Consider the following 15916-nt stretch of genomic DNA (forward strand, 5'->3'; position numbering starts at 1 on the left):
GTTGAACAGCTCCTGGGACCAAATAGAGTCCGTATTAAAAACAGACCAACTTCACACCCTTATTTGAATCAGTTTAGTATGTTGGGTCCATAGAGACCGTGTATAAGAAAATGGAATCGATAAGGCAATGTGAAGAACTTCTATGTTTGGCTAAAAAGGAGAGGCAGAAAATATGAAACACGTAGTGGCATTTGATGTCAGTATGGGGAAAAGTACAATGGTCATTTACGACCGTTATCGTCAATGCGAATATGAGGGTGAAATAACCCATAACCGTTACTCTTTCGAGAAATTAAACGAAACCCTTATAACTTTAACACAAAAAGATGGACAGGCCCCTGATATTGTCTTTGAAGCAACAGGCGTATATTCAAAACCACTAGAACGATTCTTAGGTGATTAAGGTTATATGTATTATCGAGTGAATCCACTCGAAGCGAATATTCAAATGGCTTCCATGAGGAGACAAAAAACAGATAAAAGCGACGCTCATGAACTTGCGAAAACTCACTTTAGAGTTGAACGTGAACAAACTTATCAAGAAGAGGATTATTATAAACAAATGCGTGCAATGACGAGATATTATGATGAATTAAGTAGTGAAATGACGCATTTATATAGTCGTTTACATGCGATTCTACAATTGAGTTTTCCCGAGTTAGAAAAGCTATTCAGTAAACGTTCTGCTTTATTTTTGAATGTCGTTCAATTATACCCTCATCCGGATCATGTGTTAGTTTGTTCAAAAACAGTGATTCGTAATCGTTTAAAAGCCAACACAAGAAAAAACTTATCATTGGCACGTGCTGAAGAAAAAGGGATCGCTTTAATCGAAGCAGCAAAAGAAGCGTATCCAGCAATTTCAAAAGATGATATTCGCTGTGAACAAGTGCGGGATTATGCCAAACGGATTGCAGACTTGAAGGAGAAAAGAGATCAACTTGTCCAAAAGATGGTTAAATTATCGAAAGATAAACAAGAGTTTCGCTGCCATGAACTTAAAGAAAATGGCAAACTGGACATGGAAAAGACCATGTCCAGCCTAAATAAGACAAGAATCTTAGAAAATGATGAGCAAAAAAAGACAAACCCCAACTCAAATGAAACATTTGAGTTGGGGTTTGTCGACAGTCTGAAAGCATGTTTATACATGCTTTTATTATTATAGGGTGGCGTTATTTTATTGCTCTTCATTGTATGAATTTGTGATGATGCAAGTATTTAGCGGTAAACCGCAAGTAATTATCAAGTGTTTGAATAAAGTTCAGTTCATTTTATCGCTCAGATTCATTTAATGAATTTAAGTATCTCCGCAAACAATAACAAGAGGAGGAGGGCAAAATGAAATCAGCGGTCTTTTTAGATCGAGATGGCGTTATTAATGAAGTGCTTACAGAGAGAGTAAAATTCGTAAATAAACCAAAAGATCTTTACTTTTTACCGGGCGTACCGGAAGCTATTCGAAAACTAAATGAACATTTTGATTATATTTTCGTGGTGACGAACCAAGGAGGCGTTGGGCTTGGATTTATGAGAGAAATCCAGCTTCAAAAGGTTCATGAGCATATGGTGAATGAATTGAAAAAACAAGGGGCAATTATACATGATGTTGTCTATTGTCCACATAAACCGAAAGCTGGATGTGCCTGTCGCAAACCAGGTTCTAAAATGATTGAAGATTTGGCTGAAAAATATAACGTGGACCTGCCCAAATCTTACATGGTGGGGGATACGGATACAGATATCCTAGCAGGGAAAAATGCAGGTACAAAGACGGTTTTTATTGGAGACGAGGAACCTTTAGCCGATGCAACCTTTCCGAATTTATTGACTGCAGTCGATTGGATAATCAAGGATTCAAAATTGCATTAATATGAGAGATGCGAATATTTTATTGAAAGCTGCAAGTAAATGGGCGCATGTCGCAAGTATTTGATTAATTGCCAAACTACCTTCGCTCGATACCGCATGAATTTGTTCATCACATATCCTAAATGCGAAGAAAGTATAAACCGCCACTTACTTGCAAAAATAAAAAAGAAAAAAGGAACGATTCAAATGCAATTAAAACCTGGATGGAATTTCCATAACAGTTATGCAACATTACCACCCATTTTCTATACACAACTAAACCCTACACCAGTAGCATTTCCCAAGCTGGTTGTTTTCAATGAATCTCTTGCTGAAGAATTGAATTTGAATAGTGATGCACTGCAGACAGAAGAAGGGGTTGCTACATTTTCGGGTAACAAAATACCGGAAGGAGCGGAACCGCTCGCTCAAGCTTATGCAGGGCATCAATTCGGTTATTTCACTATGTTGGGCGATGGACGAGCCATTCTTTTGGGAGAGCATGTGAATACTCAGAATCAGCGCTTTGATATACAGCTAAAAGGTTCGGGGAGAACGCCATATTCCCGCGGCGGTGATGGACGAGCAGCTCTTGGACCAATGCTTCGAGAGTACATTATTAGTGAAGCGATGCATGCCCTTGGGATTCCTACAACGAGAAGTTTAGCCGTTATCACAACAGGGGAAACGGTCATTCGAGAACAACTGCTTCCAGGTGCTATTTTAACAAGAGTGGCTTCAAGCCATATCCGCGTTGGAACTTTTGAATTTGCACGAAAATTTGGTTCAAAAGAAGACTTACAAGCTCTTTGCGACTATACTATTGAAAGACATTATCCTCATCTTGCAAAAGAAAAGAATCCATATCTGCAATTATTAAAAGAAGTCATCGAAAAGCAAGCAGCACTTATTGCTAAGTGGCAACTCGTCGGCTTTGTCCATGGTGTGATGAATACTGATAACATGACCGTTAGCGGGGAGACCATTGATTACGGGCCATGCGCTTTTATGGATCTTTATCATCCTGAAACAGTTTTTAGTTCGATTGATACTTACGGCCGCTATGCTTATGGAAATCAACCCAAAATTGGAGGATGGAACTTAGCAAGGTTTGCCGAGGCACTTATTCCGCTGCTTGATGAAAATAAAGAGAAGGCGGTCAGACTGGCAAAAGAAGCCATAGAAACTTACCCAGACCTTTACGTATTTTATTATCTCGACGGTATGCGTAAAAAATTAGGGCTCCTTAATGAAGAAGCGGATGATGAAGCACTCATACAAGATTTACTTCAATTAATGGAAACATATAAACAAGATTATACAAATACGTTTAGAGCGTTAACTTTGCAAAAATTCGAAGAACCATTTTTCCAAACTCCAGAATTTCAAGATTGGTACCAACGTTATCAAGCTCGCTTAAAACGCCAAAATTCTATAGATATTATGCAAATGATGAAGCAACATAACCCTTCTGTGATTCCTCGAAACCACCGGGTAGAAGAAGCAATCGAAGCAGCGGTGGAGCGAGGAGACTTCACCGTTATGAAAAAATTGCTATCGATTATCACGAATCCTTATGCATATTCAGCGGAACAAGAGGAATACTGTACATTGCCTGAATATCCAGATGAACCGTATATTACCTATTGCGGTACGTAAAACTCGCAAAGAATGGAGGAACTCAAATGGAAAAAATCGAAGTTGGCGAAGTGTTTACCATCGGGGATGACGAACAAGAAGAGGAAGTTGAAGTTGTTGCAACGCTGACAGTAGATGGACAAGATTATGTCGCAGTTGCCTTTACAGATGATTTACATGAAGAGAATGAAGAGGATATCGAAGTCTTTTTCTTGAAAGTGGATGATGAGGGAGACTTCGACGTGATTGAATCCGATGAAGAATTCGATAAAGTGTCAGAAGCCTTTGATCAAATGATGGATGAAATGGATGAAGAGTAATATGTTTACGGGAGCAAGATTGGCTCTATAATATTTGGTGTTGGTGAGTAAAAACCAGCACCAATTTTTTTGAACAAAAAAATGAGACATGTGACAAACTCTGGTAAAATGTAATCGCCAAAACACATTTTCCAAAGGAGTTGCGTCACATGTCTCACCATCATTCTATACGAAACCTACTCAATATAAAAGACAAAAATATCACATTTGATGAAAATTTTTGTGCAGAAGAACTCATTAAAGGGGTCCAATCAAAAGTCTTTTATGGACAATTCACTTACCAACCAAAAGCTTGTTATGCTTGTGGACAGGTCTTCGATGATCAAATCATTAAACACGGTTTTAAAACGTCTCTCATTAAAATGCCTAGCATTTCAGGTTTTCATACCTATTTAAAATTGCGTAAACAGCGTTATTTCTGTAAACATTGTCATGCCACGTTTACTTGAAAAACGAGCGTCGTGGCGAAAAACTGTTGCATTTCCAACAATACAAAAGTATCAATTGCTTGAAACGCCAAAGATAAAATATCCGAAAAAGATATTGCGATGAAACATAATGTTTCTCATGCCACTGTCAGTCGTGTCATTGACAGCTTTTATAGCTACTATCAACCAAATGTTCACTACCTTCCAAAGCATTTGTGTTTTGACGAGTTTAAATCAGTGAAATCCGCAGCTGGAGCGATGTCCTTTATTTTCTGCGACTCTGAAACGGGGGAGATTGTGGATATCGTGGAGGACCGGAGATTACCTGTCCTCAAAGAGTATTTCTTACGGTATTCCAAGAAGGCGAGAGATGCGGTAAAAACGATTGTCATCGATATGTATAGCCCTTATATTTCCTTAATCCAAGAAGTTTTCCCTAAAGCGGAAATCGTACTCGACAAATTCCATATCCTCCAACTATTTAGCAGAGCTTTAAACAAAACGCGCATCAACGTCATGAATCGGGATAAAAAGAATTACAATAAATTAAAAAAATACTGGAAGCTCCTTCTGAAAGATCAAACAAAACTTGATTATAAGAACTATAAATATCATCGTTGCTTTAAAAAGCATATGTGTGAGGTGGAGATTCTCCACTATCTCATTGATTTAGATTCTGAATTAAAAGCGTCCTATGAGTTATACCAATACGTTCGCCATTGCATCAAAACCAAAGACTTTGAGCTCCTAAAGAAAACATTAGAGAATAAACAAAATATCGTTTCCAGCTATATGAAAACCGCCATCAAGACAATCAACAAATACATCAATTACGTCGAGAATACGCTAAAGTACGATTATAATAACGGCATTTTAGAGGGGAGTAATAACAAAATCAAAGTGATTAAACGCATTTCTTTCGGTTATCGATCCTTCTATCACTTTAGAAACCGAATATTCATTACCCAAAACTTAGCGAAAATAAAAACCGCTTAGGGGAACCTCGAATTTCCCCTAAGCCATCCGATTACATATTACCAAATAATGTCACTAGAATTTATTCACCAACACCATTTGACAAAGAACCACTTTCACAATTATTTTTTTCTTAAGCAGATTGAAAAGTTTTCACTAATCAATTGAAGAAGCTACTGTAAAAACATACTTATGTTATATCAAGAAAATAGACATGATAAACAGAGTGAAATAGCTGAACCTATGCAGCTACTTGTTTCTGATTAGCATAGTAAGTAGAAAATTTAGTTTTTCCTAAATCGAATAGACCAGTTAATCACAAAACAGGCCTCTACAAAAATGAAAACGCCAGCTTTCTTTATGCCATCAGAATCTGACTAGCTGAGAGAACTTATTCCAACAGGTGGGTAAAATAAAAACCGCTGCTTTAGCAACGGAAAATCCCACATTACTAAACACACGCTCGCCAATTTTTTAGCCCCAAAAAAAGCCCCAATTAGTCCCATATCAGAACATGATTTTGCATTATTTTACGTTTTTCTAAAAAAGAGAAATAACTAAAACCGTTGATAGTATTGGTTTTTTACAAATTGTATGTTATCCTTTACGTTTTTATATTATAATGATTCATTATAAATAGATAAAAGGATGTAGGTTCATGAAAATCGGAATCGTAGGCAATTACGGTAATGATAATAACGGGGACGAATCGATTTTGCTCAGCATCATTATGCAGCTTGAGCAAGTTTTTCATGTTTCCCGTGAAGATATCACTGTTTTCAGCAATAATACCCAACAAACAAGCGAACAATATGGGGTTAAAAGCTATCCATTATATTATAAAAGTAAAAATTTATATAAAACATTTTATCGGACGTATAAATCAAATAAAAAGTACGTTTCTCAATTTGATTTGCTGATTATTGGCGGCGGCGGCATTTTAATGGATTTTTATCGCCGTGAAGCCCATCTTTATAGCACCTATGCCTTGATGGCGCAACATGCTAAGGTACCGTATATCGTTTATGGCTGTGGTGCTGGTCCACTCGATACGATTACAGGCCGACTAATGATACGTTTTATGTGCAAGCATGCTTCCAATATTTCAGTGAGAGATTCGGAATCAAAAGAATTATTAAAACGAATCGGCGTGAAAAAAGAAATTAAAGTCATCGGTGACCCTGCCTTTACGTTATATCATCCAAAAGAAAGTTATAATGACGCTCCAAAAGAAGTAGCGGTTTCTTGTGTGCCGATGTTTAATGCGAACTACTGGCCCTATGGCGACGTCGATAAATATGAGAATTATGTGTCTGGGATGGCAAAAAATTTAGATCATTTAATTGAAAAAGAAAATGTCAATATTACTTTTTTTGCTACGAAATATCCTCAAGATGTATATGTGACGAAGGATATTCAAAAGAAAATGAAGCATCATTCGAGGACTAAAATTATCGACGAAAACTTAAAGCCTCAAAAATTATTGGAAATCGTCAGTCGGCACGATGCGGTCATCGGAACACGATTGCATTCTTTAATTATTGCGACTTGTTCGGCAACACCTGTAATTGGCATTTCCTATCATCCGAAAGTATCCAATTTCATGAGATTAACAGGCATCGAAAATCGCTGTCTTACCCTTGAAGAGATTCAAAAGGACGAAATGATTTTATCCCGCGCCTTTTGCGAACTTCGAAAGAATTGGAAAGAAGTTATAAGCGAAACGAAAACCATTGCACAAAAGGCCTACGAAGAAGCGAGCAAAGGCAAAGAATTGATGATGAAGGCAGTGAAGGACAAATGAAAAAAGTATTTGTAATCAGCAATATGTATCCTTCAAATGAACATCCGTCATTTGGCATTTTCGTAAAAAATCAAGTGGAAGCACTGCGAAACGAGAATATGGAAGTCGTGGTCGCTGCAAATCAGGATCCAAGAACGGGCAAGAAAAATACGTTATTGAAATATAGTAAATGGGCAAAAGAGGTCCTTGCAAAAGCATGGAAATATAAAAAGGAAATTTCCGTTACCCATGCACACTATGTGTTCCCATCCGGCGTTTTTTCATTCATGATGAAGAAATGGTTCCACATTCCATATGTGGTGACTGCCCATGGAGGCGATATTGAACGGATGGCGAAGAAAAGGGCCAGCATTCGCAATTGGACGGAGAAAATTTTGCGAGAAAGTAGCTTTGTCATTGCAGTAGGTCCGGTGCTTGCGGAACAAATTGAAAAAGAATATGGTATTCCACGAGATAAAATCCTTATCTGCAGCATGGGAGTGAATCGGGAACAATTTAAGCCTGGCGATAAAGAGGCGGCGAGAAAACAATTGGGATTGGATGACGATGCATTTATTTACTTGTTTGTTGGAAATGTGATTAAGCAAAAAGGAGTAGAAGAACTGCTAATCGCATTTCAACAAGTGAAAAAACAAACAAATCAAAAGGTTAAACTTGCCATCATCGGCTCTCAGCGGGATGTGAATTTTGTCAATAGTTTAAAACCATTGACAGATGAAGATGTCATGATGGTTGGACCGATGAAGCAAAAAGAACTGGTGACATGGTATCAAGCGAGCGATGTGTTTGTACTGCCTTCCCATTTAGAAGGGTTTGGATTAGTGGCGTTAGAGGCTATTGCAACGGGACTGCCTGTGATTGCTTCGAATGTTGGGGGATTGACGTACCTTTTGAAAGATGGTGCCGGCCATTTGGTGGAACCGAAAAATTCGAAGGCGCTTGCAGAGGAAATGCTCAATGCTCTGACGACACCTAAAGAACAATATGTCAATCAAAAAGCTTGTGAAAACATTTTGCATATCCATGATGCGGATGAAATTACGAAACGTGTCATTAGGCTGTATGAATCTGCGGCGAACGGAGGTTCAAGCCTATGAATAAGTTTTTAAAAATCGTTGGAGCAGTAGCAATCATTAACATTGCAGCGCGGCTTTTCGGATTTTTAAGGGAAATGGTCATCGGCTACCAATACGGTTTTTCCTTCGCAGCCGACAGCATTTTTACTGCCTATATGGTGCCGAATTTCTTATATCTAGTTGTGGGCGGCGCTTTTACGACAGCGGTGATTTCATTATATAACCGAAAGACGACCAATCAGGCGGAATTTGTGAAGCAGTCTTTCACGATTGTATTGACGTCCGGTATCGTCATGACGGCGATTTTGGTGTTGTTTGCCGATCCAATTATTAAGATGTTATACGAGAATAACGAAAATATTACACCGGCAGCGATTGAATTGACGAAGCATTTATTTTATTGGATGATGCCTTCATCAATTTTCCTAATTCTTGCATCGTATTACAGCGGTTTATTAAATGTTCATGATAAATTCCACTTATCCAGTTTCTCGATTTTAATTTACAATGTGGCGTTTATCGTCATTGCCGTTACTTTATCTTTCGTAATGGGGCCAATCGGTTATGGGATTAGTGCTTTAGCCAGTTCCATTATCATGATTTACTTTTTAATTGCTGGCTACCGCAAATTGAACACCTATCCAATCGGCATTTCTTTTAAGCGGGATATGACGACAAGGGATTTGTGGATTATGGTGGTGCCTGTCATGATCGGCGGAGGAACAGTCCAAATCTATGCCATGCTGCAGCGTTTCTTTGCCAACCTACTGGGATTTGGGGAAAGTGCCATTTCAGTTGTCAACTATGCATCTCGTTTAACCCAATTTCCACAAACCATTTTAATTACAGCAGTAACAACGGTGATTTATCCGATTTTAAGCCGGAAAGAAGCAGAGGATGACCACGAATCCATTAAAAAATTATATACAAGAGGTTTGCGTTATTTAGTATTGCTCATGGTTCCGGTTTCCATTTTCGCGTATTTTTACGCAGAGAATATCATTCAAGTTATTTTTGAGTACGGAAACTTTACAGAAGAGGGAACAAAATTAACAACGCCTGTGATGCAAATTTTTGTATTGTCCATGTTCTTCTTGGCGGCAAATACGTATATCACGCGCTTCTATTATGCAAAAGGCGATTCCCTTGCGCCGGTGATTTTCAGTATCATCAATGTATTTATCGTCAATATTGCAGTGATGTATTTCCTTGCTGATTTAACAGGAGTTGCTTCCATTGCTTGGGGTACATTGATCAGCTCTGTGGTGAATACGTTATTATTAATTGTATATGCACATTTTAAATACGGCTTGAAAGTGACTAGTGGCCAATCCGTTAAAGCGGGCTTACAGTTGTTTATTCCGCTTGTGTTAATCGGCGTTATTACTTACTTTTCTAGCAAATATCTGGTATTTAACCATAAATGGATTACCTTTATGGTTGGTCTTGTAATCTTTGGCGCAAGTACCCTTGGATTATTTATGATTTTTAAAATCCAGGAAGTTGGAGATTATATTCAGATGATGAAAAAGAAATTCTTTGGAAATCCTAAAGCATAAAAATGTTAAATGGGCTGTCCAGAAAGTCGAACACTTTCTGAACAGCCTTACTTCTTATAGGAATATTCTCTTAAAAACTTTCCCTGCGGTGGTCACAAAACGCGCCTCCTCGTCGCAATTGATCTGCGGCAAAAACTCTAGCTAAAGCCGCAATTTATCTGCGGCGAAACTCTAGCGACAGCCGCAAAGGGGGCAGCTCAAAATAACTTTTCAGACGCCCCCCATTTTTTATTAACAAACTGCTAAATAAGAAAATGAGCAAAAATATTGAAAATAGGAGGCGAAGCGGTTTATTATATTAATATAGATAATGGGTAATTATACTCTGATTTTCACAAAATTTAATAATACTATTCGATTAATATTACCTTCCAAGAATAAGTCGTTTTTTCTATTTTTACCAAATGTTTTGATAAAAATAGAAAAGTTATGATAAAACTAATTTCTACTAAATCTATTATAATTGAGCATTTTGCATATTTTTTGACCCAAGAGCCATAAGGATTTCAAAGACATAAAAAAGGACTTCACCCCTAAAATGTAGAATTTTTGAAGTGACATAATTGAGCATTTTGCATATTTTTTGACCCAAGAGCCATAAGGATTTCAAAGACATAAAAAAGGACTTCACCCCTAAAATGTAGAATTTTTGAAGTGACGAAACCACAAAAATTCAAAAGGAGGAAGTCACTTTGTATATTCTACAAGAAAGCCTATTTTCCTTTGAAGAACTGCAAAAATTAGAGTCAAAAGAGAAATTACCTATCTTTTTTAGCTCGCTTGATTTACGCCCTTATGCTAAACAGTTGAGAAGTTCTTCACCCCGAGGGGCTGACGGTCATTCCAGAGAAGGGATTCTAAGGGCTCTCATCGCTGCCCCACTCGAAGGCATCGACACCTTTACCGCCCTTCATCATCGATTGGATAAAGACCTTCGTTTCCGTTATCAATGCGGTTTATCGATTGATCGCCCCGCACCGTCTATCTCCACTCTCAGCCGGGTTTTTGCGGCACTTACCAAAAAAAAGCTGGCTGAAAAGATCTTCCTTGACTTGGTACAGTTAGCTCAGGAGGAAGGAATAATTGACGGCAGCCACCAGGCCATCGACAGTGCCGCCATTGATGCTTACGAAAAGAAGCAGCCTAAGAAGCGAAGTGAACAAACAGGCAACGCTAATTGGGGGGCAAAGTTTGATTCCTTCGGTAATAAAATTACTTGGTTTGGCTATAAGATGCATCTTTCCGTTGACACCAAAAGTGAATTACCAATGGCAATTGAAGTAACCCCTGCTCATATCAACGATGGGGATGTCGCACCACAATTAATTAAACAAGTAAAGAGTTGTACAAACTCTAAAATTGATTTCCTGATAATGGATGGTGGGTACGACCAGCTTAAAAACTACGAATCCACCAAGAACATCGGGGCTCAAGCTATTATTCCACTCAATTTGCGTAATGAAAAGGAGCCTCCCGAAGGAATTGCCTCCAATGGAACTCCACGCTGTTCGATGGGGTACGAAATGACTTATTGGGGCGCCAATAAGGATCAGCTCAAATTCAGATGTCCACACGCAACCGGAAAAGTGGATTGCCCATTAGGAATGGCAGCCTGTTCATCCTCCAACTATGGAATGGTAGTAAAAATTAACGTGAATAAGGATCTTCGCCGGTACTCTAATCCACACCGCGATTCCAAACGTTGGAAAGAACTTTACAATGAGCGAACCAGTGTAGAACGGTGCAATTCAAGAATGAAAAGTTATCTTACAGCGAACTCCCTGCATGTGTGGGGAATCGATAAAGTAAAAACTCATATTTACTTGAACGCCATCGTATTACTGGTTTCAGCTCTCGCAATGGCAAAAGAGAGTAAAAAGCAACAAACCGCTTAAAAAATTTTTAAAGCGAAAAATTCTGCAAGTACAGCCAAAAAAGGACAAACAGAATATTTGTAAACCAAAGATACAAAATACCCCAATTTATTTGGGTTTCTTTTAAAACTCTTTTTAATAAAAATCTAATTTTGCAAAACTCTCAATTAGTAAAACTATTAAATTTTAAACAAATAGCGTGGATGATCTATTTTCCACGAATTATGAAATAAACAATAAAAATGTGTTTTTTAATTTTCGCAATGTGTCGCATTCGTATTTGGCTAAATGTAAATTGAAAAACTGGTTTGTTCATTGAAATGGAGGTAATTAATTTGCCAAGGGGCCGAAAAGTGAACTCTAGCGGAGAAAAAAGTAAAAAGTTACTGCTAGAAAAGGCTATCGAGTTATTTTCTCAACGCGGTTATCATGAAACAAAAATTAGTGATATTGTAAAAGCCGCTAATCTCACACAACCAACTTTTTATTTATATTTTACGAATAAGGAATCTTTATATACTGATTTGTTATCGCAGTTTAATAACAGTGTAATAGACATTATTCATCGTGATTTAAACGATCATCATGATGGAAATGTAATTAGAAAAGTTGAAAATTGCATTTCCAATTTATTTAAATATTTCAAGGAAAATCAAAATTTAACAAAAATGGGATTTCATTCCGAAGTTTCAGAAGAAATTAAAAATTATTTTTCACAATTGCTTGAAGAACAATTCAATTTGGTGAAAAATCAGTATGGAGTGCATATAGACTCCAAGCTAATTGCTGATAGCCTCATAGGCAGTGTTGAAAGATTAGCATTTACCGCCTTGTTGGAAGAAGAAAAACAGCCAGAAGAATTAGCTTCAACAATTATCCAAATCTTCTTCCATGAGGTGTATGTATAATCCTTCATACTATAAGAAAAAGTTAGGCTTACTAGAAAGATATCATTTTTCTAGTAAGCCTAACTTTTAATTTATGTTTCATTATTTTTCTTGAATCACTCTAGCAGTCCAACGGGATAAATCGGCGCCTTCTGCATTTACTAATTTGCTTGGGAAAATGAATGTCCAAGGTTTTGTGGAGTTTGGCTGCACCGTTAAAACTGGATCCATTTTAAAGGAGCCTTTTGCTACTTGTTTTCCGTTGGCATCAATAATTTCCAAAGGCAATTGTTCGATATTAATCGCTTTGGAGTTTCCGTTGCGAATGAAAATGGATGCATGCAAACTATTATCTTCCTGCAATTTAATTTGCAAGCCTGTAAAGTTCACTTCATTTTTGCCGAGTTTTGGCAAGTCTTTTACTATTTTTGCGAGCAGTTCTTGTTGTTCTTTTGGCAATTGTTTTTTCCAAGATTCATCTAAATCTAATTGATGTTCTCTTAAAGAAGAGAGGTTAAAGGCGATTTTCCAGCCTTCCTCTGGGAGTTCATCGGTTTCCAAGCAGTCCTTTTCAAAAGTGAAAACCCAAGGACGTGCGCTTTCTGGCGGGATTTTTCCAAGTTGTTTAAAATCGAACCATTTTGCACCAAGGCGTTTATTATCTTTGTCTAACAAAATTAACTCTACTTCGCCAAGTTCAATTGTTTGAGGCAGGGAGGAACGGAAAAAGGCTTTTACGTTCCAATCTCCTGTAAAGAAATTTCGTTCAATGTTGATGGCGGCAAGGGATAATTGGTTTGGTTTTAACGGCTCTAATTCATTGGCCAAGAAACGAAAGACATATTCTTGTTCTTGGGGCACTTTCCAATCAGGATGGATGGATAATTTCGTTTTGACAAGCCCTTTATTTTTGGATTGCTTTGTATCTTTTACAAGTTCTTTTGAATCGATTGCGCTATCGGCACCGACTTTATCTGTTTTTTTGAAAAATGAGAAGATGCTCATATTTCTTCCACCTGCTCTTTCACTGTTAATGATTTCATAAAGTTAACAATTTCTTGTACTATATTGCGGCGTAGTTCTTGATAGTTTTTCTCAAATAATTCTAATCCTTCACGCTGGTAAATGCGCATTGGGTCTTCTTGTTGATACTGGCGCAAACCAATTCCTTCTTTTAAGTGGGTCATTTGTTCAAGGTGTTTTATCCAAATACTATCGATATAATTAAGCATTACTTGTGTTGAAACTTCAATTACCCGTTCGTTTTCTTTGAAGCTTTCAATGAATTCCAATAATTCATCAAGAGAAGGCTTTATTGCCTCTAAAATGCGTTTTACTTTTGGTTCATTGCGGTCAATGGTTACAGGAGTAAGGAATAGGGAATTGATTACTCTCTCTATCTCATCGTGTTTCCATTCGCTTACATCCAACTCTTCCGGTGCGTTATCGTGAACAGCAAATTCAACTGTGTCTACAACCATTTCTTTTAATAGTTTGATTGTATTGTCGCTTTCGAGCACTTTATCGCGAAGGCTGTAAATAACGCGACGTTGATCGTTAATGACATCATCCAGTTTTAAGTTGTATTCGCGCATGGAGAAGTAGGCGCCTTCCACAATCCGTTGTGTGCGGTCGATGAGTTCGTTAATTTCTTTATTCAAGATGCGGCCTTCTTCATCAACAACCATTTTCTTTTTGAATTTTTCCACGTCTTCTTTCGCGAAACGGCGGAACATATCGTCTTCAATCGACAGAATAAATCGGCTTTCCCCTGGGTCGCCTTGCCGTCCTGAACGACCTCTTAACTGGTTGTCGATCCGGCGGCTTTCATGTTTTTCTGTACCGATGACATATAAACCGCCAAGTTCTGCAACACCTTCGCCAAGAACGATGTCGGTACCACGTCCAGCCATATTGGTTGCCACGGTGATGCGTCCCTTTTGGCCAGCTTGGGAAATTAATTCCACTTCTTGTTCCACGGTTTTTGCGTTCAGCAACTGATAAGGAAGGCCCTCTTTATCTAAATATTTAGCGACTTCTTCAGATTGAAGAATAGAAGTTGTTCCAATTAAAATGGGCTGTCCTTTTTTGTGGCGTTCTTTTACTTCTTTCACTACATATTTGTATTTAGCATCTTTAGATTCAAAAATGATGTCCGGATGGTCAACGCGGATTTTTGGGCGGTTCGTTGGAATTTGGATAACCCGCATGCCGTAAACTTCTAAAAACTCTTTTTCTTGCGTTTTTGCTGTACCAGTCATTCCGGATAGAATCGGATACATGCGGAAATAGTTTTGGATGGTGATTTGAGCTTGGGCTTTATTTTCTTCTGTGATTGGAACGCCTTCTTTTGCTTCAATGGCTTGGTGCAAACCATCTGATAAAGAACGACCTTCCATAATCCGTCCTGTGAACATATCCACAAGCTGCACTTTGCCATCTTTTATGATGTAATCGACATTTTTTTCAAACATCACATGAGCTCGAACTGCTTGAATCACATAGTGATAGAGGGTTTGGTGTTCCAGGTCGTACAAATTGTCAACACCAAAGGCTTCCTCTACTTTTTCAATTCCTCGCTCAGTAAGCGTTGTTGCTTTTGTTTCATCATCAAATTCGTAATCGACATCTTTGACGAAACGTTTTGCCAAGATGGCAGCAATTCGATGCAATTCTTCATTGGCTTTCATTTTTCCTGCAATGATGAGTGGCGTTTTTGCTTCATCAATAAGAACGGAGTCCACTTCGTCAATGATGGCGAAGTGATATGGACGCTGCACTTTATCTTCAAGGTTACGAACCATATTGTCGCGCAAATAGTCAAAGCCAAATTCCGTACCTACGCCATAGGTAATATCTGCTTGATAGGCGCGTTTTTTATCAGCCGGGTCCATCATTGGCAAATTCAATCCAACTGTTAATCCTAAAAAGCGGTGAATTTGACCGATTAATTCATAGTCCCGTTTTGCTAAATAATCGTTTACGGTAATCACGTGCACGCCTTTTCCTTCAAGAGCTCGAACATAAGAAGGAAGGGAAGCAACCAACGTTTTCCCTTCTCCAGTAGCCATTTCCGAAATATTTCCTTCCGCAATCACCAGACCACCAATTAATTGCACGTCATAGTGCCGCATATTTAACACGCGCTTTGAGGCTTCACGTACAACGGCAAAGGCATCTGGGATAATGTCGTGAATTGTTGCACCGTTTTGCAATTGTTCTTTAAATTTATTTGTCATACTTCGAAGCTCGTCGTCCGACATAGCTTCATAAGTAGCTTCCAATTGATTAATTTGATTAACGATTTTATAGTAAGGTTTTAATTCTCTTTTACTTGTTTTTTCCTTATTTTTTAAGAAAGATAACATTTTAGTGATTGCGCTCCTTTTATCCTGTCTCATCTTGTAGACTCTTCACTTATTCTATCAAACTTTTGATTGGATGACTACTTCGCACCAAGGAAAAATAATGGGGTGGTGAAAATTAACAAATTATGTTTTGGAT

13 protein-coding genes and 1 pseudogene are annotated in these 15916 nt (G+C 38.0%); 12 read left to right on the forward strand and 2 right to left on the reverse strand.

Going from position 1 to position 15916, the window contains the following annotated elements; translation table 11 throughout:
* The first annotated feature begins 172 nt into the window (after nt 1-172).
* The 12 genes and pseudogenes from DKZ56_RS15530 to DKZ56_RS05295 all read left to right on the forward strand — a co-directional run bounded on the left by DKZ56_RS15530 (nt 173) and on the right by DKZ56_RS05295 (nt 12433).
* Nucleotides 173-403, forward strand: a complete 231-nt coding sequence (locus tag DKZ56_RS15530) for a hypothetical protein (RefSeq protein ID WP_245989600.1) — start codon at nt 173-175, stop codon at nt 401-403.
* A gap of 6 nt (nt 404-409) precedes the next feature.
* A pseudogene (locus DKZ56_RS15960) lies at nt 410-643 on the forward strand (IS110 family transposase); the annotation flags it as partial.
* Between the two features lie 698 nt (nt 644-1341).
* Nucleotides 1342-1872, forward strand: a complete 531-nt coding sequence (locus DKZ56_RS05255; protein ID WP_208651701.1) for a D-glycero-alpha-D-manno-heptose-1,7-bisphosphate 7-phosphatase — start codon at nt 1342-1344, stop codon at nt 1870-1872.
* A gap of 186 nt (nt 1873-2058) precedes the next feature.
* Entirely contained in the window at nt 2059-3510 is a 1452-nt protein-coding gene (locus DKZ56_RS05260) for a protein adenylyltransferase SelO (RefSeq protein ID WP_208652173.1), read from the forward strand.
* Nucleotides 3511-3536: 26 nt separating this feature from the next.
* Nucleotides 3537-3809: a DUF1292 domain-containing protein gene (locus tag DKZ56_RS05265; protein WP_016837368.1), complete on the forward strand. Its 273-nt coding sequence runs from the start codon at nt 3537-3539 to the stop codon at nt 3807-3809.
* A 149-nt stretch (nt 3810-3958) separates the two neighbouring features.
* A complete protein-coding gene (locus DKZ56_RS15355) occupies nt 3959-4258 on the forward strand; it encodes a transposase family protein (RefSeq protein WP_222837144.1) in 300 nt (99 codons plus the stop codon).
* Nucleotides 4259-4336: 78 nt separating this feature from the next.
* Complete coding sequence (locus DKZ56_RS05270; protein WP_281275702.1) at nt 4337-5233, forward strand: ISL3 family transposase; 897 nt, start codon at nt 4337-4339, stop codon at nt 5231-5233.
* A gap of 637 nt (nt 5234-5870) precedes the next feature.
* Nucleotides 5871-7016, forward strand: a complete 1146-nt coding sequence (locus tag DKZ56_RS05275; protein ID WP_208651702.1) for a polysaccharide pyruvyl transferase family protein — start codon at nt 5871-5873, stop codon at nt 7014-7016.
* Nucleotides 7013-8113 carry a glycosyltransferase gene (locus DKZ56_RS05280; protein WP_208651703.1) on the forward strand — a complete coding sequence of 367 codons (1101 nt, stop codon included), beginning with the start codon at nt 7013-7015 and terminating at the stop codon, nt 8111-8113. The genes DKZ56_RS05275 and DKZ56_RS05280 overlap by 4 nt, the downstream gene beginning before the upstream one ends.
* Nucleotides 8110-9651, forward strand: coding sequence for a murein biosynthesis integral membrane protein MurJ (gene murJ / locus DKZ56_RS05285; protein ID WP_208651704.1), 1542 nt, complete (start codon nt 8110-8112; stop codon nt 9649-9651). The genes DKZ56_RS05280 and murJ overlap by 4 nt, the downstream gene beginning before the upstream one ends.
* A 692-nt stretch (nt 9652-10343) precedes the next feature.
* Nucleotides 10344-11546, forward strand: coding sequence for a transposase (locus DKZ56_RS05290; protein WP_208651705.1), 1203 nt, complete (start codon nt 10344-10346; stop codon nt 11544-11546).
* Between the two features lie 314 nt (nt 11547-11860).
* Nucleotides 11861-12433, forward strand: coding sequence for a TetR/AcrR family transcriptional regulator (locus DKZ56_RS05295; RefSeq protein ID WP_208651706.1), 573 nt, complete (start codon nt 11861-11863; stop codon nt 12431-12433).
* A gap of 81 nt (nt 12434-12514) precedes the next feature.
* On the opposite strand, the gene DKZ56_RS05300 is transcribed toward DKZ56_RS05295, so the two are convergent.
* Together DKZ56_RS05300 and secA2 are read right to left on the reverse strand one after the other, a co-directional pair.
* Nucleotides 12515-13417 carry an accessory Sec system S-layer assembly protein gene (locus tag DKZ56_RS05300; protein ID WP_208651707.1) on the reverse strand — a complete coding sequence of 301 codons (903 nt, stop codon included), beginning with the start codon at nt 13415-13417 and terminating at the stop codon, nt 12515-12517.
* The gene (gene secA2, locus DKZ56_RS05305; protein WP_208651708.1) at nt 13414-15780 is read right to left on the reverse strand and encodes an accessory Sec system translocase SecA2; all 2367 of its coding nucleotides are present in this window, start codon (nt 15778-15780) and stop codon (nt 13414-13416) included. The genes DKZ56_RS05300 and secA2 overlap by 4 nt, the downstream gene beginning before the upstream one ends.
* Nucleotides 15781-15916 lie beyond the last annotated feature (136 nt).

Source organism: Ureibacillus thermophilus, assembly GCF_004331915.1.
GTDB lineage: Bacteria > Bacillota > Bacilli > Bacillales_A > Planococcaceae > Ureibacillus > Ureibacillus thermophilus.